The sequence below is a fragment of the Pseudomonas sp. MPDS genome, from assembly GCF_013283895.1.
GTDB classification, from domain to species: Bacteria; Pseudomonadota; Gammaproteobacteria; order Pseudomonadales; family Pseudomonadaceae; genus Aquipseudomonas; species Aquipseudomonas rhizophila.
In genome coordinates this window covers 3,793,474-3,814,072 of record NZ_CP054128.1, presented here as the reverse complement: position 1 = coordinate 3,814,072, position 20,599 = coordinate 3,793,474, and the positions used below count along the sequence as shown (strand labels likewise).

General features: G+C 63.1%; 8 protein-coding genes. All 8 read left to right on the top strand.

Annotation, left to right across the window (positions count from 1 at the left end; all coding sequences use genetic code 11):
- Positions 1-58: 58 nt before the first annotated feature.
- Positions 59-12,601, top strand: coding sequence for a filamentous hemagglutinin family protein (locus tag HQ912_RS16720; protein WP_173407051.1), 12,543 nt, complete (start codon positions 59-61; stop codon positions 12,599-12,601).
- Positions 12,602-12,968: 367 nt separating this feature from the next.
- Positions 12,969-13,571, top strand: a complete 603-nt coding sequence (locus HQ912_RS16715; protein ID WP_047228943.1) for a transposase — start codon at positions 12,969-12,971, stop codon at positions 13,569-13,571.
- A 74-nt stretch (positions 13,572-13,645) separates the two neighbouring features.
- Positions 13,646-15,202 (top strand): ShlB/FhaC/HecB family hemolysin secretion/activation protein, encoded by a 1,557-nt coding sequence (locus HQ912_RS16710; protein WP_409936847.1) that lies wholly within the window; start codon positions 13,646-13,648, stop codon positions 15,200-15,202.
- Between the two features lie 17 nt (positions 15,203-15,219).
- Positions 15,220-17,055 (top strand): DUF2341 domain-containing protein, encoded by a 1,836-nt coding sequence (locus HQ912_RS16705; RefSeq protein WP_047228945.1) that lies wholly within the window; start codon positions 15,220-15,222, stop codon positions 17,053-17,055.
- An 11-nt stretch (positions 17,056-17,066) separates the two neighbouring features.
- Positions 17,067-17,492, top strand: coding sequence for an ExbD/TolR family protein (locus HQ912_RS16700; RefSeq protein WP_047228946.1), 426 nt, complete (start codon positions 17,067-17,069; stop codon positions 17,490-17,492).
- Between the two features lie 2 nt (positions 17,493-17,494).
- On the top strand, positions 17,495-18,199 hold the full coding sequence (locus HQ912_RS16695) for an energy transducer TonB (RefSeq protein ID WP_076385220.1): 705 nt from the start codon (positions 17,495-17,497) through the stop codon (positions 18,197-18,199).
- 39 nt (positions 18,200-18,238) lie between these two features.
- Positions 18,239-19,930, top strand: a complete 1,692-nt coding sequence (locus HQ912_RS16690) for a putative porin (protein ID WP_173407050.1) — start codon at positions 18,239-18,241, stop codon at positions 19,928-19,930.
- 15 nt (positions 19,931-19,945) lie between these two features.
- Complete coding sequence (locus HQ912_RS16685) at positions 19,946-20,593, top strand: DNA repair protein (RefSeq protein WP_173407049.1); 648 nt, start codon at positions 19,946-19,948, stop codon at positions 20,591-20,593.
- Positions 20,594-20,599 lie beyond the last annotated feature (6 nt).

The following is a 20,599-nucleotide window of genomic DNA, read 5'->3' as shown; positions in this document are numbered from 1 at the left end:
GGCAGCCTGACAGCACGGCGTTGTGACCCCTTAGAGCGAACCCGAAAGGATGAGTAGGATGCTGCGCTGCAAACCCCAGACGAACCTGAATGCCCCCCGTCGCGATGGCGAGTTGTCGATGTTGCGGCTCAAGCCGCTGGCCCAGGCCATTGCCCTGCTGATGGTGGCCGGCAATGCCCACGCGGCGACGGCGTTCAGTTCGGCCTGGTTTGCCGCCAAGGGCGCGTCTCAGGCCGGTGGCGCGGGGCGACCTACGACCGCGCAGCCAGGCATGCCGCCACCCCTGGCGCAACAGCAACGGGCCAATGCGCAGTTGCAGCGTTCGCTGACCAACCTCAACAACACCGTGGCCGCCATCGCGGCCCAGCAGGCGGCCCAGGCTGCGGGGCGGCAAGCCGCATTCGGGCAGGTGCAGACCGTGCCCGACGGTTTGGGCGAGGGCGGGCTCAAGGTCGATAACAGCCTGACCCAGGGCTGGCTCAACGCCAAGGGACCGCAGCAGACCCAGGTCGGCGGCAAGACCACGGTGAAGATCGAGCAGACCGCCGACAAGGCGATTCTCAACTGGGAAACCTTCAACGTCGGCCGCAATACCACAGTGGATTTCCAGCAGCAGTCGGACTGGGCCGTGCTCAACCGGGTCAACGACCCTCAAGCGCGACCGAGCCAGATCCAGGGCCAGATCAAGGGCAACGGCACGGTGATGCTGGTCAACCGCAACGGCATCATTTTCAGCGGCAGCAGCCAGGTCAACGTGCGCAACCTGGCGGCGGTGGCGGCCAACGTCAGCGACGAGCAGTTCAGCCAGCGCGGCTTGTACGTCGATGCCACTGGCACCCAGCCGACCTTCACTGACGCCGCCGGCAAGATCGAAGTGCAGCGCGGTGCGCGGATCGAGACCCACCGCGCCGCCACCTCCACCGCCGGGGGCGGCTATGCCTTGCTGCTGGGCTCGGAAGTGGAGAACGCCGGTTCCATCATCACCGCCAAGGGCCAGACCACCCTGGCAGCGGGCGACAGTTTTTATATTCGCCGGGGTCAGGGCACCAGCGGTAACCCGCGTTCCACCACCCGTGGCAACGAGGTCGCGACGTCCCTCAAGCCGGGCAGCAGCGCCGGCACGGTGATCAACAGCGGCCTGATCCAGGCCAGCACCGGCGACATCACCCTCACCGGGCACAATGTGCAGCAGAATGGCGTGGCGGTGGCGAGCAGTTCGGTGGACACCCGCGGCACCGTGCACTTGCTCAACGCCTTCAGCGACAGCAGCGGCAGCGTCACCCTGGGGCAGGGCAGTGCCACGGCGGTGCTGCTTGACGCCGGCGGCGGCAGTGCCCTGGACAGCCAATACAATGCCGGGCCCGCCGGCCTGGACGGTACGCCGAACAACCTGATCACCGGTCGGTTCAACAACCTCAGCAGCGTGGTCGACCGCACCGACCAGTCGCGGGTCGAGATCGTCAGTGGCGGCAGCGTCGACTTCCAGAACGGCTCCATCACCCTGGCCACCGGCGGTCAGGTCGCGGTCAGCGCCGCCGGTCGCAGCCTGGTGCGCGATGGTGCGGTGATCGACGTGTCCGGCGCCATCGGCGTCAAGGTGGCGATGGAGTCCAACTCCATCAAGGTCAACGTACAGGGCAACGAACAGCGTGACGCACCGGTCAACCGCGAGGGCGGCAAGTTGACCAACAACGATGTCTGGGTGGACGTGCGTGATTTGATCTACGTGCCGGCGGGCACCAACGGTTATGCCACCGACCGTTGGTACACGGCGGGTGGGCTGCTGGAAGTCGGCGGCTACCTGGGCACACGGGGCCACAGCATGGGTGAATGGGCCGCCCAAGGTGGCACGCTGACGTTCACCGGCAACGACGTGGTGACCCAGCAGGCGGCGCAGTTGAACCTGTCCGGCGGTACCCTGGATGTGCAGAGCGGCTACCTGCGCCAGTCCTGGCTCAGGGGCCCCAATGGGCGCTTGTATGAATTGTCCAAGGCGCCGGGGGACATCCTCTACAGCGGCATCTACAAGGGTTACGAAGACCACAGCCAACGCTGGGGCCAGACCGATTACTACTACAACCCACTGATCGCCCCCCGCGAGCGCTTTGAGGCCGGCTACACCGTTGGCCGCGATGCCGGCAAGCTGGTGGTGTCGACCCGCAACGCGGTGCTGGAAGGCCAGATCGTCGGCGAGGTCTACCAGGGCGAACGCCAGAACCAGGCACCGAACCTCAACCTCGACGGTTACCAGCAATCGCAAAACGCCGTGGCCCGGCGGGCTCAGTTGCTGGTGGGCAGTTACACGCCGATCTACGACAAGGCCAGCGGTGTGATCAACAGTGGCCTGAACCCTACCTTCGATCAGGTCACCGTCGGCGAGGTCAACGACAAGATTGCTGCGGGCCTTGACCTGACCTCGGTGGTCGGCACTGATCGGCAAGGCAAGTTGGTGCTGGACAATGAGCTGCTCAATGGCTTCCAACTCGGCGCGGTCAAGGTGGCAGCGGCGCAAGGCATCAAAGTCGACGGCGCGCTCAACGTGGCCGATGGCGGTGATATCACGCTTTACGCGCCGCAGGTGGAAGTGAACGCCGACCTGACGGCCCGCAGCGGTCGCATTGCCCTGGGTAACGTGCTTAAACAGGTCAGAACCGATAATTTCCAGATGGTAGACGTCGTGCTTTCGCCTGCCACCGGTCAGCGTGCAGCGGTCACGTTGGGCGAAGGCGTGACGTTGAACACCGCTGGGCGGTGGAGCAATTTGCTGCTCGACGGCAACGACCGTGAAGGTCTGCCGTTCATCAATGGCGGTACGGTGTCTGTGCGCAGCAGTGGCGATATCGATGTGCGCCAGGGCAGCCTGATCGACGTCAGCTCCGGTGCTGCGGTCATGGCCGATGGCAAGACCCGCGGTGGCAAGGGCGGTGACTTGACCCTGACCGCCAGTACCGGCGCGTCGTCCGGTAACGGCGCCTTGAACCTGGACGGTGAACTGCGCGGCACCGGGGTGAGCGGTGGCGGGACCTTGAAGCTGGCGGCCAACAAAGTGCTGATCGGCAACAGTGGCTCGCCACTGGAACCGGGAACGTTGCAACTGGACGGCGACTTTTTCGACAAGGGTTTCTCGGCCTATGACATCACCGGCAACGAAGGCCTGACGGTGGCCGATGGGACCCGGGTCGATGTGACGATGCCGGTGTACCGTTTCGGCGAGCAGGCGTTGACTACCGGCAGCAACGCAGAGCCGGCTGATGCCTTGCAGCGCTGGACGCCGGAGCTGTATCAGGAAGATGCGATCAAAGGTGTTCTCACCCAGCGCCACGGCGCGAGCCTGAGCCTCACTGCCGGTACCGCGAACTCCAGCGCGGCAGACATGGCCAGCACGGTATTGAACATCGGGCGTGGAAGCGTGATCAGCGTCGATCCGGGACAAGGCATCGACTTGCGCAGCATCGGTCAACTGACCGTCAACGGCACCCTCAACGCCTGGGGCGGACGAGTCAGTCTCACCGAACTGAGCGTCAGCAACCCAGTTCGCAACCCGGTCAATGCCCAAGGCCATGGACGCTCCATCTGGTTAGGCGAGCAAGCATTGATCGATGTCTCCAGTCAGGCCGTGACTGCCCAAGACATGCGCGGCCAGACCTATGGCCTGGTGCATGACGGCGGCGAGATTGTCATTGGTGGTCAGATTGATGTCGCGAAAGGATCGGCTTCGGCGCCGGAATTGTTCGTGGTGATGCGCGAGGGGGCACGCCTGCAAGCGGATGGCAGCCAGGCAATGCTGGATGTTCCTGGCCAGGGACGCACATCGGTGACGAGCAACGGTGGCAGTATTTCCCTGGCGTCGGCCAATGGTCTGTACCTGGACGGCGAATTCAGCGCCCGTTCCGGTGGCACGGGGGCCGCAGGGGGCAGTTTGTCGGTGGCGCTGGAGACACCGTATTACCTGAAAAGCGCGGTCAATGACCGGGTCTTGCAGGTGCGTGAACTGGTGCTGGGACAAACCGCCCAGGCGAGCCCGCTAAGCGACACCGCCAAGGCCTCGGCGGATTCGTTGATCTATGGTCATGGGCGTTTGGGTGTGGACCAGGTCCAGGCGGGCGGCTTCGACAGCCTGTCTCTGCTGAGTAACGGCATTATTAGTATCCGTGGCGACGTGTCGTTGTCCCTCGGCCAAAGCCTGAGCCTATATGCGCGTAGCTTCGGGTTGAGCACAGCCGCGCCAGCCGACACCCGTGTTCAACTTAATGCAGCTCATTTGCTGCTGGCGGGGCCGGCGGCCAGTCTACCGAATATGGATTCCTATACCCGACCGCTGATCGAAGGCGACGTATCGCCACTTGCGAACAAGGCGGTGCTTTCCGTCAACGCCGACTTGTTGGATGTACAGGGCAATGTGAGATTCAGCAGCAAAGGCACGCTGAGACAGGCCAATGGCACCACGGTCGAGTTGGAGCGCGCCGGGTTCGACCTGGTCCAGTTAAGCAGCCGTGGTGATTTGCGCTTCCTGGCGGGATTCTCCAGCGAAGGATTGCCTACGGGCTTTAGCACGCAATTAATGACTCCTTCGGACATGATCCTGCAAGCGGCGCAACTGTATCCGGCGACCGGGGTTGGGGCTCGGGTATTGGCGGGGTATAGCTTGAGTGGCACCTCTGCCTACGACCCGGCGCGCAGCTTGGTCATCGGGCGGACTACCCAGGTGACGCCTCAGGTACCTTATTCGGCATTCGGTCACTTACAACTGGGCAGTGCGAATATCGAGCAGGGGGGGGTGGTTCGGGCCCCGCTGGGGTTGATTGAGGTCGGCACCAACGACGGCACTAGCATCACTAGCCAAGTGGACTTGCTGCCGAACAGCCTCACTTCAGTCAGTGGCCTCGGTCTGGTTATGCCTTACGGCGGTACCGTCGATGGTCAGAGTTATGAGTACGCGGGCAAGAAGGTGGTGCTTCTGGGGCAAGGGGCCATCTCCTATGGCAACGGGGATCTGAATATTGGTGTGATTCTGGGCGGAAAGTCTGTTGCGGCCCAGGAAGGCTCGGTACTCGATCTTTCGGGTGGCGGTGATCTGCTGGGTGCCGGTTTCATTTCCGGCCGTGGCGGCTCCACCGACGCGCGCTTCAACCCGCTGGTGCAAATCGGTGCCAACGGCGGCTTTACTTTACCGGGCCTGTCCAGCAACCCGGTCTACGCCATTGTGCCGGGCAACCAGAGTGCATACGCACCAGAGGCGCCCGAGGGCGGCGCAGTGGACCCCAGGATCGGACAACAAATCACCATTGGCGCCGGTGTACCGGGGCTGGCCGCCGGTACCTATACGCTGATGCCGTCCACCTATGCCTTGCTGCCGGGGGCGTTCCGGGTCGAGGTCAACGGTCTGGCGGGTCAGGGTTCCACGGCGGGTGCGTTGCAGATGCGCAACGGCTCCTGGGCCACCGCCGGGGTGCTGTCGGTGGTCAATACCGGGCAGCGCAACAGTCTGTCCAGCCAGGTCATCCTGACTTCGGGCGATGTGCTGCGTCGCTATTCGCAGTACAACGAAACCAGCTACGCCCAGTTCGCTGTAGCCGATGCCGCACGCCTGGGCGTGCCACGAGCCCTGTTGCCGGTGGACGCCAAGACTTTGAAGTTGAAACTCGCGCCAGGAGCGGGAGATCAGGCGTTCTCCTTTAAAGGCATCGGCAAGTTCGCGCCTCAGAAAGGTGGCTACGGCGGTACCGTCACGGTGGTTGGAGGTAATGGGGCGTTGGAGGTCGTTGCCGATGGGCGCGGGGCCACGGCCGGCTTCGAGGGCGTGACCCTCAATGCCGAAAGCCTGAATGCCTTGAATGCATCGCGTCAGGTTATTGGCGGGCAGTTCTTGACGCTCTATGGTCAGAGCGGAAACTACATCACGCCCTCGAGCAGTGGAGGTAGAACCTCGTCCAGAGTGATCTTGCGTGAAGGCGCTACGTTGGCGGCACCGGAGGTTTTCCTGCTGGCCGGCAGCGAGGTGTCGATGGAACAAGGCGCCGCCATCAATACCATTGGTCGTGGCGCGGCTGCCTACGATGCCCATGACGGTTTTATCTATGACCTCAATGTGAGTGGTCAGAACTTGCTGGCCGCCTCTAACGGCTTGCTCAACGTGTTGGCACCCTCATCGGGCAGCAGCGGCTCCATCAACATCGGCGGCTGCAGCCTGACGCCATGCAGCGGCGTCACCCGAATTCATTCCGAGGGCGGCATCGTCGCCGCCACCGGAGGGAGCCTGGAATTGGACGACAAGGTGCGCTACGGCACCCGTCACCTGACCCTGGCCCTGAGCAATATCAACGTCGGCACCGCCCCGGCATTGAGCGACGCAGCGGCGCGTCAGGTCTTGCCGGCCGGTCTGACCCTGAGCCAGACGGTACTCGATCGCCTGTTGCGCGGGGACACCGAATACGGCGCCCCGGCCCTGGAAACCCTGGAACTGTCGGCGCGTGAGGCGTTGAATTTCTACGGCACTGTCAGTCTCGACACCTATGACCCGGCGACGGGCAAGTCGCGGTTGGCCAACCTGATGCTCAGCACGCCGGCCATTTATGGCGCAGGCAGCGTCAACGACGTGGCGACCATTCGCACCGCCAACCTGATCTGGAACGGCGCCGTTGGCGCGCCGGGTTCGGTGATTGCCGGCGGGGCCGGCACCGGTGCCGGTCGCCTGGACATCCAGGCCCAGCGCATCGAATTCGGCTATGGCGATTTCGCCCAACCGAGCTCGATCACTACCCTGGACCGTCTTGCACTGGGCTTCGCCAACGTCAACCTTAGCGCCAGCGAACGCCTGACCGCCAACCACAAAGGCAGCCTGGCGGTGTATCAACGCCAGGGGGCCTATGACGCGAAAACGGGCTACGCCTACAGCGGCGGCAACCTGAATATCCTCACCCCGTTGCTGACCGGTGAAGCCGGCTCGGTCAACCGCATCACCGCAGGCGGCGCGGTCAACGTAGCGGGCACAAGCGCCAAGCCGGGCAATGTCTCCGAGCTTGGGGGCGAGTTGTCCATCAAAGGCGCGAGCCTGAACCTTGCCAGCGCGGTGATGCTGCCCAGCGGCAAGCTGACCCTGAGCGCGACGGATGACCTGACCCTGGCCGATGGGGCACTGATCGACGTGGCGGGCCGCACCGTCACCTTCAACGATGTGACACGCTACAGCGCCGGTGGCGAGGTGATCCTGCAAAGCCAGAGCGGCAACATCCGCCAGGCTGCTGGTTCCAGCATCGACCTTTCGGCGCGCAACAACCAGGCTGGCCGGCTCAGTGCGGTGGCCCTGGACGGCGCGGCCGGTGTGGTCGATTTGCAAGGGCGGATTCTCGGCAGCAGCACCGGCGAATATGACGCCGGCGGCACAGCCATGCCGTACCTGGCCGGTGGCGTGGAGATCCAGGCCCAGCGCCTGGGCGGCAACGGTAACCTCAGCGAGCAGTTCGCGGCCTTGAACCAACGGTTGAATGACGGACAGCTGTTCGGTTCCCGCAGCTTCCAGCTCAAGCAGGGCGACCTGGTGATCGGCAACGAACTCAAGGCCTCATCCATTGACGTGTCCCTGGACAATGGCAGCCTGCTGGTCAACGGCAAGGTCGACGCCAGCGGCGAGCGGGTCGGCAGCATCCGGCTCGCGGCCGGGCGCTCCCTGACCCTGGGCCGCAACGCGGTGCTTGACGCCCACGGTAATCGTCTGCGGGTGGACAGCTACGGCAAGATCATCGATTCGCCGAACCGTGCCATCGTTGACCTGACTTCCCGCAACGGCGTGCTGACCCTGGCCGACGGTGCACGCATCGATCTGCGTCATGGCACCGCAGCGCCTGCCGGGCAGCACGATGGTCGTGCCCGTGGCACGCTGGAACTCAATGCACGGCGTGCCGGCTCGATTCCGACCCAGGGCGACATTGCCATCGATGCACGCGGTAGCCTGGATATCCAGGGCGCCCGGTCCATCGCGGTCAACGGTATGTGGCAGTACAACGACGCAGCCTACGGCAGCGATCCGGCAGCCAGCGGACGCCCTTATCAGGTCATCGACCAGGCGTACCTGGATGGCAAGCACCAGGACAGTATTGCCTTCATCAACGCGGCGCTGGCCAACGGCGATTTGATGCAACGTAAACTCGCCGGTCTGAACAATGCTCGATATGCCGATGCGTTCCACCTGCGGCCCGGTGTGGAGATCGTCAGCGCGACGGCCGACGGTGATCTGGTGGTGCGGGGTGACCTGGACCTGTCCGGTTATCGCTACGCCAGTGTGAATCCGCATACTCGTAAAACCGCCGTGTACGGCTCCGGTGAGTCGGGTGCGCTGACGCTGCGCGCCGGGGGTGACCTGAACATCTATGGCAGCATCACCGACGGATTCGCCCAACCGCCCGCGACCAACGACGACAAGGGCTGGGTGCTGTTGCCGGGCATTGATTTCGCGGCGGGTGATATTGTCGTGCCCGGTACCGGTGTGACCCTGGCGGATGGCACGGCGTTTCCAGCGGGCTCGGTGCTCAACTTCGACGTACCCCTTAAGGGCGCGACCCTGGCGGCGGGAACACGCCTGCCGGTGGCGGCGACGCTTGATCAGCCACTGGTGCTGCCGGCGGGCACGGTGCTGGCTGCGGCGGTGCATGACGCCTCGGGTAATCTGTTGTTCGCCGCTGGCACTTTGTTGGCTTCGACCCAGACCCTGGAGACGGGCACGGTGCTGGGGGTAGGCAGCCTGCTGGGCAGCGGCGCAACAATACGCAGCCTGATCTGGCCAAAAGGCGTTGCCTTGCCAGGCATTGCGGGCGCGAGCAACGGCTTGACCAATGTGCTGCGTCTCAGCGGGGCCCTGGCGCTGAGTGTGGGTTCGAAAATTCCTTCAGGTACCGACATCAAGTTGCCGGCCGGTGTCGAGTCGGTGCAGTTGCGTCCGGAAGTGGCGGGGAGCAACTGGGCCATTGCGCCGATGCTGGCCGAGGGTTCGCAGTCCTGGTCGTTGCGCCTGGTGGCCGGCGCCGATACGCAGGCGGCGGACAGCCGGGTTGTGCAGCCTGTGTTGGCGGGTGGAGATCTTCATTTGGCTGATAGTCACTACGGCATGTTTGGCAAGGCCGGGGCGGGGGGGCTGGTGTGGACCGAAGAGGGGGCGGAAAATTTCGGAGATCCGAGCCTGGCAGGTAAATTCATTGATTTTGAGAACGTTGCCTATCCAGGGATGTGTGAGGATACCCCGTCGTTTTGCAAGGCCAGTAGCGGCTTTGTCTGGACGGAGGAAGGGGCGGAAAACTTCGGGGTTCCAGACCTCGTGGGTCAACCGATTGATTTCGAAAACCTTGCCTATCCTGGAATGTGTGACGACACCCCGTCGTTTTGCACCGCTGTTGGGCAAACGGAATACAAGGCAGGCAGCCAACGTTGGAGTGTGATCCGCACCGGAGCGGCAGACCTTGAGCTGCTGTCGGCGGGCGATCTGAAAATGGATTCTCTGTACGGCGTCTACACCGCCGGCAGTTCAGCCAGCGAGACTTATGCCAACGACCCGTACAATCAGCCCAAGGCGCTGGGGGCGGCGGGCAAGGTGCTCAATGATGCACTAGGTGAAAACGAGCAGTTCGTGGATGGTGGTAGCAACAGTCTTTATCGTGCCTGGTACCCGGACTTTGGCGGCAACCTGAGCTTGAAGGTTGGCGGCAATCTGACCGGTAATAGCCTGGACGTATCGAGTACGGATAGGGGGCGGCCCAATGGGGGAGACGTTGGTTACGATACGGTCAACGTCGGCAATTGGCTGTGGCGTCAGGGCAATGGCTCAGTCGCAACCGGCACGCAGGCACAACCCACCGCTTGGTGGATCAATTTTGGCAGTTACACCGCCGCGAAGGACGGCAAGGCTGATTTGATGGTCGGGTTTACGGGGTTCGGTACTCTAGGCGGCGGTAACCTGAATGTTCAGGTGGCCGGCGATGCGGGGGTGCTCGATCAAATGGCAGGGAGTGGTCTTGTGCCGATCAGCAACAGCCGCAGCCAAGGACTGGTTCTTGCCGTGGGCAGCACCGGGCGTGTGGGCGCTGATGGCAGTCTGCAATTGACCGGTGGTGGTGATCTTGATCTGCGTGTGGGTGGTGCTTTGAATCCCGAGAGCCTGTTCGTGAACGGGCATCTCAATGGCGCGGTCATCAACCTGCGGGGGCATGCGCAGATCGATAGCGGTGCCATCGGTCGAATCGACCTGCGCTATGGCAACGTTGCTTCGGTACAGTCTCCCGGAGAAACACGCGCTTATGACTCTTTCAGAGCTACGCGAAGCTTGCCAACAGGCGGGCTGACCCTGATGCCGGGCGATGCCACGTTCAATCTGAGCACTTCGGGCGACTTGGTAGTGATGGACGTAGCAGACCCGGGCCGGGCGCCGATGATGAGCGTTTCGCCCTTCAAAAGTGGTGCGACCAACGGATCGGGTGTCAGCTGGTTTACGTTGTGGACCGCCAACACGGCGATCGACTTGTGGTCGTCGGGAGGTAACCTGACGCCTTTCGTTAGCGCGACGGCCACGGATTTAGCCGTGGTCTACCCGTCGATCCTGAGGGCTGTGGCGGCCAATGGCAGTCTTTATTATGGCCAATCCTCGGTATGGGATGGAACCGGCTACAACGGCAACGATCGTCCAGCCCTGCTGCTCGCTCCTGGCATCAACAGTGAGTTGCAATTCATGGCCGGCGATTCCATCTACGGTGGCGATATGTCGGTCAGTCGTTCCGGTGCATCGTCTGCGGCCCTGGCGACACCGTTGCGCCCAGCCTTTGCCGGGCTCGTAAATGGCAGTGTAGTGGTCAGCAATCTCTCCGCTGATGCCAATCGTGTGCCTCCCAGCGCGGATACTTTACCGTTGATTACCTTCGATACCAGCAGCGCCTCCAACGAGTGGGCCGGCAACACGGATCCTGCTCGCTTTTATGCGCTCACAGGCGATTTGCTGGCAGTCGCGAGTGGACGAGCGATGAGGTACACCTCTGAGAACGATGGCCGATTCGGACAGATTTCCTTCGAAGGTATGGGGGCCGTTTGGATGAAGGCCGGACGAGACATTGTAAGCAGCGGTATACCGCTGGGCGGCTCGCTGACCAGCGACTTCTACTTAGGGAACTACACCAGCACCGGCAACCTCTTCATCCACAACAACTCCACCGACATCTCCATCGTCTCGGCCGGGCGCGACATCCTTTACAGCAACTTCAACGTCGCCGGTCCCGGCCTGCTGGAGATCACCGCCGGGCGCAATCTGCTGATGGACGACAAGGTCAGCATCAACAGTATCGGCGCTGTGGTGCCGGGGGATTCGCGCCCCGGCGCAAGCCTGGTGCTGCAAGCCGGCGCGGGACTCAACGGCGCGGATTACCAGCGCTTCGTCAAGGCGTACCTGGACCCGGCCAACCAGGCCCTGACCGGTGTGCCCCTGGCGAACCAGGACGGTAAAGTCGCCAAGACCTACGAGGCGGAACTGGTGGATTGGCTCAAGGAACGCTTTGGCTTCAGCGGCGACACCGAGCAGGCCCGCAGCTACTTCGCGGCGCTACCGGCCGAGCAGCAGCGGGTGTTTGCCCGCGACGTGTACTTCGCCGAGCTCAAGGCCGGTGGTCGTGAGTACAACGAAGTGGGCGGCGTGCGCCAGGGCAGCTACCTGCGCGGGCGGGAGGCTATCGACTTGTTGTTCCCAAGCAAGGATGTGGCGGGTAACGCGATCACCTACAAGGGCGATATCACGATGTTCGGCGGGGCGGGTGTGCACACCGATTTCGGCGGTGGCATCCAGATGCTCACGCCGGGCGGCGGGCAAACGTTCGGCATCGAAGGCAACGCACCACCGTCCACCGCCGGGGTCATTACCCAGGGTGAGGGCGATATCCAGTTGTATGCGCAGAACAGCATTCTACTAGGGCAGAGCCGGATCATGACCACCTTTGGCGGTTCGATTCTCGGCTGGTCGGCCCAGGGCGATATCAACGCCGGTCGCGGTTCGAAGACCACCGTGGTCTACACGCCGCCCAAGCGCTTGTATGACAGCTGGGGCAACGTGACCCTGTCGCCGTCGGTGCCGAGCACCGGCGCCGGTATCGCCACGCTCAACCCGATTGCCGAAGTGGCGCCGGGCGACATCGACCTGATCGCGCCCTTGGGCACCATCGATGCGGGCGAGGCGGGGATCCGGGTGTCGGGCAACGTCAACATCGCGGCGTTGACCGTGGTGAACGCGGCCAACATCCAGACCCAGGGCAAATCCTCCGGTGTGCCACTGGCGGCCACGGTGAACACCGGGGCCATCACCTCGGCCAGTTCGGCGGCGTCCTCGGCGACACAAGCGGCGGAAGACGTGGCGCGCCAGCAGCAGAACGCGGCGCGACAAAACCAGGCGTCGGTGTTCACCGTGCAGGTGGTGAGCTTCGGCTCCGAGCAACTGGCCCCGTCCCGCGACGGTGCCAGTCGCGACACGCCACGGGCCTACGACCCGGCCAGCCCGGTGCAAGTGCTGGGAGCCGGCCCCCTGGATGAACAGACCCGGCAGCGCTTGACCGAGGAGGAGCGGGGGCGGTTGAGTTTGTAGCGATCGGCTGGCACCGAGTCGCCGGCATCGCGAGCAGGCTCGCTCCCACAGGGTTGCTGGACACCCAGTACCTGTGGCGAGGGAGCTTGCTCCCGCTGGGCTGCGCAGCAGCCCCAAGCCAATCACCGCGGTGTGTCAGATACTCCCCAGCAGCCTTTTTGGGGCCGCTGCGCAGCCCAGCGGGAGCAAGCTCCCTCGCCACGGGAGCCGCGCTCAAGTTCCCATCGACGTCCATCCAAATGAAGCTTTCATGACAAAAGTTCGGTAGCACATCGCCATTCCCGTCAAGCCTGTGTGACGTGTTCGAGGGGACCTGCAAGGTCGTTTGGAACCGGGGCAGGCAGCCGGGAGTGAGGCGATGGGAACTATGGAACGTTATTCGAAAGTGGGCATGCAGGAGCTTGACCAGCGGTTGTCGAAGATCGTCGAGGCGGCGCGCAAGCAGCCGGTCTCGGTGTATCGCTACGGCGCACCGTGGGTCTGGATCGTTTCCCAGGATGACTGGCAGGGCGCACTCAAGGAAGTGTCCAGCTACATCCCGCAAGGCCATTCACTGGTGTTGCTGCGTCCGCAAATCGACGACCTGCTGGACGACCACCGCGACGTGCTGCAAGGCCTCACCGCAAGCGCTGAGATGCTGATCGCACCGCAGACCGTCATGCACATCCTTTTACTGCAACTGCTCTATTCGGTGCCCAGCGAGCAGCAACTCTACGAACAACTCAATTACAACCTGCTGTTCCGTTGGTTCGTCGGCCTGGACCTGAACCAGAAGGTCTGGCGCTTCGACGTTTTGAGCAAAGACCTCGCCACGCTGCTGGGCGATGCGCGGGCGGTGAGGCTCATCCAGAAAATAATCGGTGAAGTGTTCTGCGGTGCCTTGCTGCAAATGCCGGAGTTCTCCTTGAATTTCGCGCTGCTGCACACCTGGCTGGCGCGGCACGCCACGACATCGACTGCAAGCAATTGAGCGGTACTTTGAATTCAGGGGGTGGTGTGGAGCATTTCTTCAAATCGCGGCCAGCGCTGTGGGGCTGGTTGGTGTTGACGGTCGGGGGGCCGTCGGCGTTCGCCGCGCAAGCGCAGCAGGCAGTCGAATCGGCCCCGGCTCGCCTGGTGGACGTGAACGAGTATTTCGTGCGTGGCAACACCGTGCTCGATGCCCGGGCCATCGAGGAGGCGGTGTACCCGTTCCTCGGCCCGCAAAAGGCCTTGAGCGATATCGAAGGTGCCCGGGAGGCGCTGCAGAAGGCCTATCAGGCGCGCGGTTATCAATCGGTGTTCGTCGAGTTGCCGGAGCAGAAAGTCGAAGACGGCATCGTCTACCTGCAGGTCAGCGAGACCAAAGTCGGCCGAGTCCGCGTGGTGGGTGCCAAGCATTATTCGCCCGTGGAGATCCGCGAGGACGTGCCCGCGCTCAAGGAAGGCGAGGTGCCCGATTTCGCCCAGGTCCAGACCGAGTTGGCGCAGTTGAACAAGACCCCGGGGCGCCAGGTCATGCCGTTGGTGCGCGAGGGCCAGCGGCCCGGCACCATGGATGTGGACTTGCAGGTCGAGGATCAGAACCCGTGGCAAGCCAGCCTGGGGCTCAATAACGATTACAGCGCCGACACCGAGAAGCTGCGCACAGTCGCCAGCCTGGGCTACAACAACCTTTGGCAATTGGGTCACAGCCTCTCGCTGACCTTCTTCACCGCGCCCCAGGACACCGAAAACGCCAAGGTCTGGTCGGGCTCCTATACCGCACCGCTGGACGAGCACTGGAGTGTGCAGTTCTCCGGTTACCAGTCCGACAGCAACGTGGCGACCATCGGCGGCAGCAACGTCTTGGGCAGGGGCCATTCGTACGGTGTCTCGGCGATCTACACCTTGGCGTCCAGCGCCGCCTGGGCCAATACGTTTTCCATTGGCGTGGATTTCAAAGACTTTGAGGAAGAGCTGAATCTGGGCGGCGCCAGCGACAAAGTACCGCTCAAGTACGCGCCGTTCACCTTCGCCTACAACGGCTTTCGCTACACCGAAAACAGCCAGTTGGGCCTTGGCCTGAGCCTGGTGGCGGGCACCCGCAGCCTGTTGGGCTATGGCAGTTCCGACGAAGACTTCGACTACAAGCGCTACCGCGCCAGCCCCAGTTTTGCCGTGCTCAAGGGTGACGGCAATTACACCTTCACCTTCGCCAACGACTGGCAGACCGCGTCCAAAGCCGCGTTCCAGCTGGCGTCCGGGCCGCTGGTTTCCAACGAACAATTCTCTGCCGGTGGCGCGACATCGGTTCGCGGTTATCTGGCCGCCGAGCGTACCGGGGATGACGGCTACCTGCTGTCCCAGGAGTTGCGTACACCTTCCATTGCCAAGTTCCTCGGCAGTTATGTCCAGGAGTGGCGGTTCTACGCCTTCGCCGAAGGCGCGCAGTTGTACTTGCGCGACGAACTGCCCGATCAGGACGCGGATTACAGCCTGGCCAGTGTCGGCCTCGGCACTCGCGCGAGCCTGAGCAAATGGCTGTCCGGCAGCCTCGATTGGGGCTACCCGCTGCTCGAAGGGCCGAACACCTCGAAACAGGAATCGCGCCTGCATTTCAACCTGCAAGCGACGTTTTGAACCTAGGAGTCATGTCCATGCAACGCTTATTGTTATCCCTGTTTATCTGCCTGGGGTTGGTGCTTCCAGCCACGGCCAACGCTTGGTGGCAGGACGACTGGCACTACCGCAAACAGATTTCCGTGGACACCACGCCCCAAGGCGCGGCGATCAGCCAGGCCCTGGGCCGCACCGCATTGCTGGTACGCCTGCACACCGGCAACTTCACCTTCGACGGTGTCAAGGATGATGGCTCGGACCTGCGTTTTGTCAGTGCCGATGACAAGACCGTGCTCAATCACCAGATCGAAAGCTTCGACCCGTTGATGGGGATGGCCTTGATCTGGGTCGATGTACCGAACGTGGAGGGTGGCCAGCGTCAGGATCTGTGGATGTACTACGGCAACCAGAAGGCGCCGGCCACCGGCAGCGGCCAATTGACCTTCGACCCGGATTACACCGCTCTTTACCACTTCGATGGCACCACCGGTGTACCGCCCCGGGATGCCACGGCGTATGGCAACAATGCCCAGGGTGCCGCTGGAACCAGCATCGATGGCGTGATCGGTCGTGCCTTGCAATTCAACGGTCAGCCGCTGCTGTTGCCGGCCAGCCCTTCATTGCAGCACAGCGCCGGCGCGGCGTTCACATTCAGCGCCTGGCTGCGCCAGGATCAGGCCAGCGGTGAGCAGGTGATCCTGGCCCGCCGTGAGGCCGCCGCCAGCCTGTTGGTGGGGGTGAACCAGGGTGTGCCATTCCTGGACATTGACGGTCAGCGTGCCGTCTCGACTCAACCGTTGAACCCCGGCCAATGGCAACACCTGGCGTTGACCGCCTCGGGCGACCGGGTCGTGCTGTACGTCAACGGTCGTGAAACCGCGAGCCTGGCGGTGGCGATGCCGGCGTTCAATTCGCCGATGGCCCTGGGGGCCGATCTTTCTACGGGGCTTGCCTCCGACCCTTCAACTGATCTTCCCACCGGGGCTTTCGTGCCGTTCAGCGGGGCCATGGACGAGGTGCGGCTGTCCAAGGTCGCCCGTGCGGCGCCGCTGCTGTTGGCTGATGCCAATGCCCAGGGCGCTGAATCGAAACTGGTGGCCTATGGTGTCGATGAAGAGCAGTCCGGTTTCGGTTTCGGCAGCCTGGGTTTCCTGCTCAACGCTGTGCCGCTGGACGCCTGGGTGATCATCGCGGTGCTGGTGCTGATGATGTTCCAGTCGTGGGTCATCATGATCCGCAAGAACCGCATGGTCAGCCGCCTCAGTGCCGCCAACGAAGCCTTCCGTGAGCAGTTCGCCACGATCGGCACGCGCCTGGAAATGTTCGCCGACGATCAGGACCTCGCCCAGCGCCTGCAACATTCGTCCCTGTGGCGGTTGTACCTGGTGGCGGTCAAGGAGATCCGCACCCGTCGCGAGCAGGGCGCCGATACCTCGTCGGTGTCGGCCGCCACCATCGAAGCGATCCGCTGCTCCATGGACGGTGTGCGCACCCGGGAAAACCAGCAACTGAGCTCGAAACTCTCGACCTTGTCCAACGCCATCGCCGGCGGGCCGTACATCGGCCTGCTCGGCACGGTGCTGGGGATCATGGTGGTGTTCCTCGGCACGGCCATGGCCGGTGACGTGAACATCAACGCCATTGCCCCGGGCATGGCCGCAGCCTTGCTCGCCACTGCCATGGGCTTGTTCGTCGCGATCCCTGCGCTGTTTGGCTACAACCGGCTGATCACCCGCAACAAGGAAGTCAGCGCCGACATGCGGGTGTTCGTCGACGAGTTCATCACGCGCCTGGCGGAGATGCACGGCGAAGGTCAGTCCGGTGAAGCGGCGCATCGCCGTGACCATCACGTTCAATCGCCCGTACCGGCCTGAGGAGCGCAGTCATGGCTAGCGTAAACGCTTCACACGATGACGACGATGACGCCGCAGTGGACAGCATCAACATCACGCCGTTGGTGGACGTGCTCATGGTGGTGTTGGTGATGTTCATCCTCACCGCTACGGCGCAGGTGTCGGGTATTCAGATCAACCTGCCCAAGGCCAGCGCCTCGGTGTCGCTGTCCGAAGCCAAGACCAAGGCCATTTCGGTGAATGACGGCGGGCAGGTGTTCCTTGATGCCTACCCGGTGACTCTGGGCGAGCTGGAGGAGCGTCTGCGTATCGAAAAAGCCCAGAGCCCGGATTTTCCGGTGATCGTGCGCGGCGACGCCACGGTGCAGTACCAGAAAGTCATCGAAGTGCTGGATCTGTTGCGGCGCCTGGAACTGTCACAGGTCGGTCTCGTGACCGGCAAACCGAGCCAGGGCTGACCATGACCGCCAAACTTCCCATCAACCCGCCCCCGGTGAAGAACGCGCCGCTGCGCCTGCTCAAGTGGGCCGCCGCCCTGGTGCTGGGTGGCGTGGCGGCCTGGTTGCTGTGGCAATGGGCCAACGACATGAGTGGCGTGCGCCGTGAAGCGCCGAAGGTGCCAACCATTATTCCGCTGCCGCCGCCGCCCCCGCCGCCGCCGGAAAAACCCAAGGAACCGGAGCCCCAGGTCGAGGAGAAAGTGGTCGAGCCAGAACCGACCCCGGAACCCGAGGAGATCAAGCCCGAAGAAGAAGCGCCGCCGTCACCGGTGGATGACCTGGAGAACCCCATGCAAATGGACGGTGATGCCCAGGCCGGCAACGACGCGTTCAACATCGGTGCGGGCAAGGGCGGTGGCATGGCCGGGGCTGGAGGTGGACGGCTGGGTAACGGCACCTACAGCCAGTTCCTGGCGTTCACCTTCCAGCGCCTGCTTCGGGAAAACCCCGAGCTGCGCAGCCTGGCCTTCTCACTGCAGGCCGACGTCTGGCTGAGCGCCGTGGGCGAGATCACCCGGGTCGAGCTGGTCAAGTCCAGCGGCAACGGGCAAGTGGATGAACAAGTCATCACCGCCTTGCGCACCGCTCCCCCTCTGAGTGAACGGCCACCGGCCTCCCTGACTTTGCCCGTGCGCCTGTCCTTGCAGGGACGGCGTCCGGGTTAACCGAATATTTGAAAGTTTGCCAACAGGAGTTGTGTGCAGATGATTTCCAATGTGAATCGATTGTCTTGGGCAATCGGCCTGGTTGTATTGAGCCTGGCCGGGCACGCGGCGGCCGCCCCGGCGCCGTCGGAAAACGCCACGATCAATCTGATCCGCCTGCTGGTACAGCAGGGCGTGTTGAAGCAGGACCAGGCCGATGGCCTGATCGCCCAGGCCGAACGGGAAGCCGTGCAGGCCCGTCAGGCGGCCACGGCGGTCGTCGCAACGCCGGCTGGCGCACCGGGGGATGTGCGGGTGCAATACGTGCCAAACATCGTGCGCGAGCAGATCCGCGATCAGGTCAAGGCTGAAGTGATGGCCACCGCCAAGCAGGAAAACTGGGCCCAGCCCAACACCTTTCCGGATTGGGTCTCGCGGATCAGTTTTGATGGCGACATTCGTCTGCGCGATGAGTCGCGCTACTACTCGGGTACCAACAGCAACGAAATCGTCGACTTCGCCCGGCTCAATGACCGAGGACCGTACGACGTCAACCCTAACAGCAGCTCCAGTCTGCCGCCGTTGCTCAATACGCGCGAAGACCGGGAAAACCTGTTCCGCCTGCGCGCACGTCTGGGCATGAAGGCGGTGATCGCTCCGCAATGGACCGCCGGCATTCGCATCGGCACCGGCTCGGACAACAACCCGGTGTCCACCACCCAGACCCTGGGAGGCGGTTTCGGCAAGAAGGACATCTGGCTCGACCAGGGTTACCTGACCTGGAAACCCTCGGACGACTTGACCCTGACCGGCGGGCGAATCGCCAATCCGTTTTACGCCACCGACCTGTTGTATTCCGGTGACCTGAACTTCGACGGCGTGGCGGCGATTTTCAACCGCAAGCTCAATCAGGACTGGGGCCTGTTCGGCACCGTTGGTGCGTTCCCGGTGGAGTACACCAACGACACCAGCACCAGCAACGGTTCCGACAAAGAGGAGAGCGACAACAAGTGGTTGTACGGGGCGCAGCTGGGGGCCAATTGGGCGATCAACGACAGCAACCGCGTCAAGGGCGCGCTGGCCTATTACCGCTTCGACGATATCGAAGGCCAGCGCTCCTCGCCGTGCGAGCCGTGGGCCGGTGACCCGGGTTGCGACAGCGATGGCTCGCGCGTGGCGTTCATGCAGAAGGGCAACACGGTGTTCCTGCTGCGGGACATCACGCCCAATCCTCTCAACCCGTCCACCACGCCACAGCCGCAGTATGTCGGTCTGGCCTCGGAGTTCAACCTGCTGGACCTGAATCTGCAGTGGGACACCGATCTGCCGCAAGACCTGAAACTGCGCAGCCAGGCCAACTACGTGCATAACCTGGGCTACGACGAAGGCGAGATGCGCAAGCGCTCCGAAGGGCAGTTCGTCAACAACCTGGACGAAAACGGTGAGGTGGAAAGCGGCGCCAACGCCTGGATGCTCCAGTTCACCTTGGGCAACTCACTGGAACTCAAGCGCCAGGGCGACTGGAACCTGTTCGCCGGCTACAAGTACATCCAGCCGGATGCCTTGCCGGACGGTTTCAACGATTCGTCGTTTCACCTGGGTGGCACCAATGCCAAAGGTTACTTCCTGGGCGGCAACTACGGTCTGGCGAGCAACGTCTTCGCCACCGGTCGCTGGCTGAGTTCCGAAGCGGTGTACGGCGCGCCGTATGACATCGATGTCTTGCAGCTTGAAATCAACACGCGCTTCTAAGCGCAGGGAGGCCTCATGAAAAGGCGAGCCATGAACCATTGTCCGGTAGCGTTGCTGGTGCTGGGCCTGCTGTTAAGCGGCACGGCCCACGGCGAAGGAATGGAAGAACGCCTGCGGGCGCAATTGCGCAGCACCACCGCGCAGTTGCAAACCTTGCAGAGTGAACAGGCCCAGGCCAGCGCCGCCCGGCAGGTGGCGCAAGACCAGGCCCGGCAAGCCCAGGAGCAGATCAAGCAATTGACCGCGCAGTTGAGCAAGGCCCAGGCCCTGAACGAGCAATTGGCCGGGCACGAGCAGAGCCTGCGCAGCCAGGCCCAGGCCCAGGTGGCGGCCAGCAATGACCAGATCGGCAAGTTCAAGAAAGCCTATGACGAGTTGCTGGTCCTGGCCCGTGGCAAGGAAGCCGAACGTGCTCGTCTGGAAGCTCAACTGAGTGAGCGTGACACACAAGTGCAGCAATGTTCGGTCAAGAATCAGCAGATGTACGAAGTCGCCAAGACGCTGCTCCACGCCTACGAAACCATTGACGTCACCGACGTCATGAAAATCCGCCAGCCCTTCGCCGCCAAGACCCGGGTGCGTTTCGAAGAGCTGGCCCAGGGCTTTGGCGATGACCTCTACAAGAACCGTTTCGATGCGCCCCAGGCCTCGATCACCCATTGATAGCGC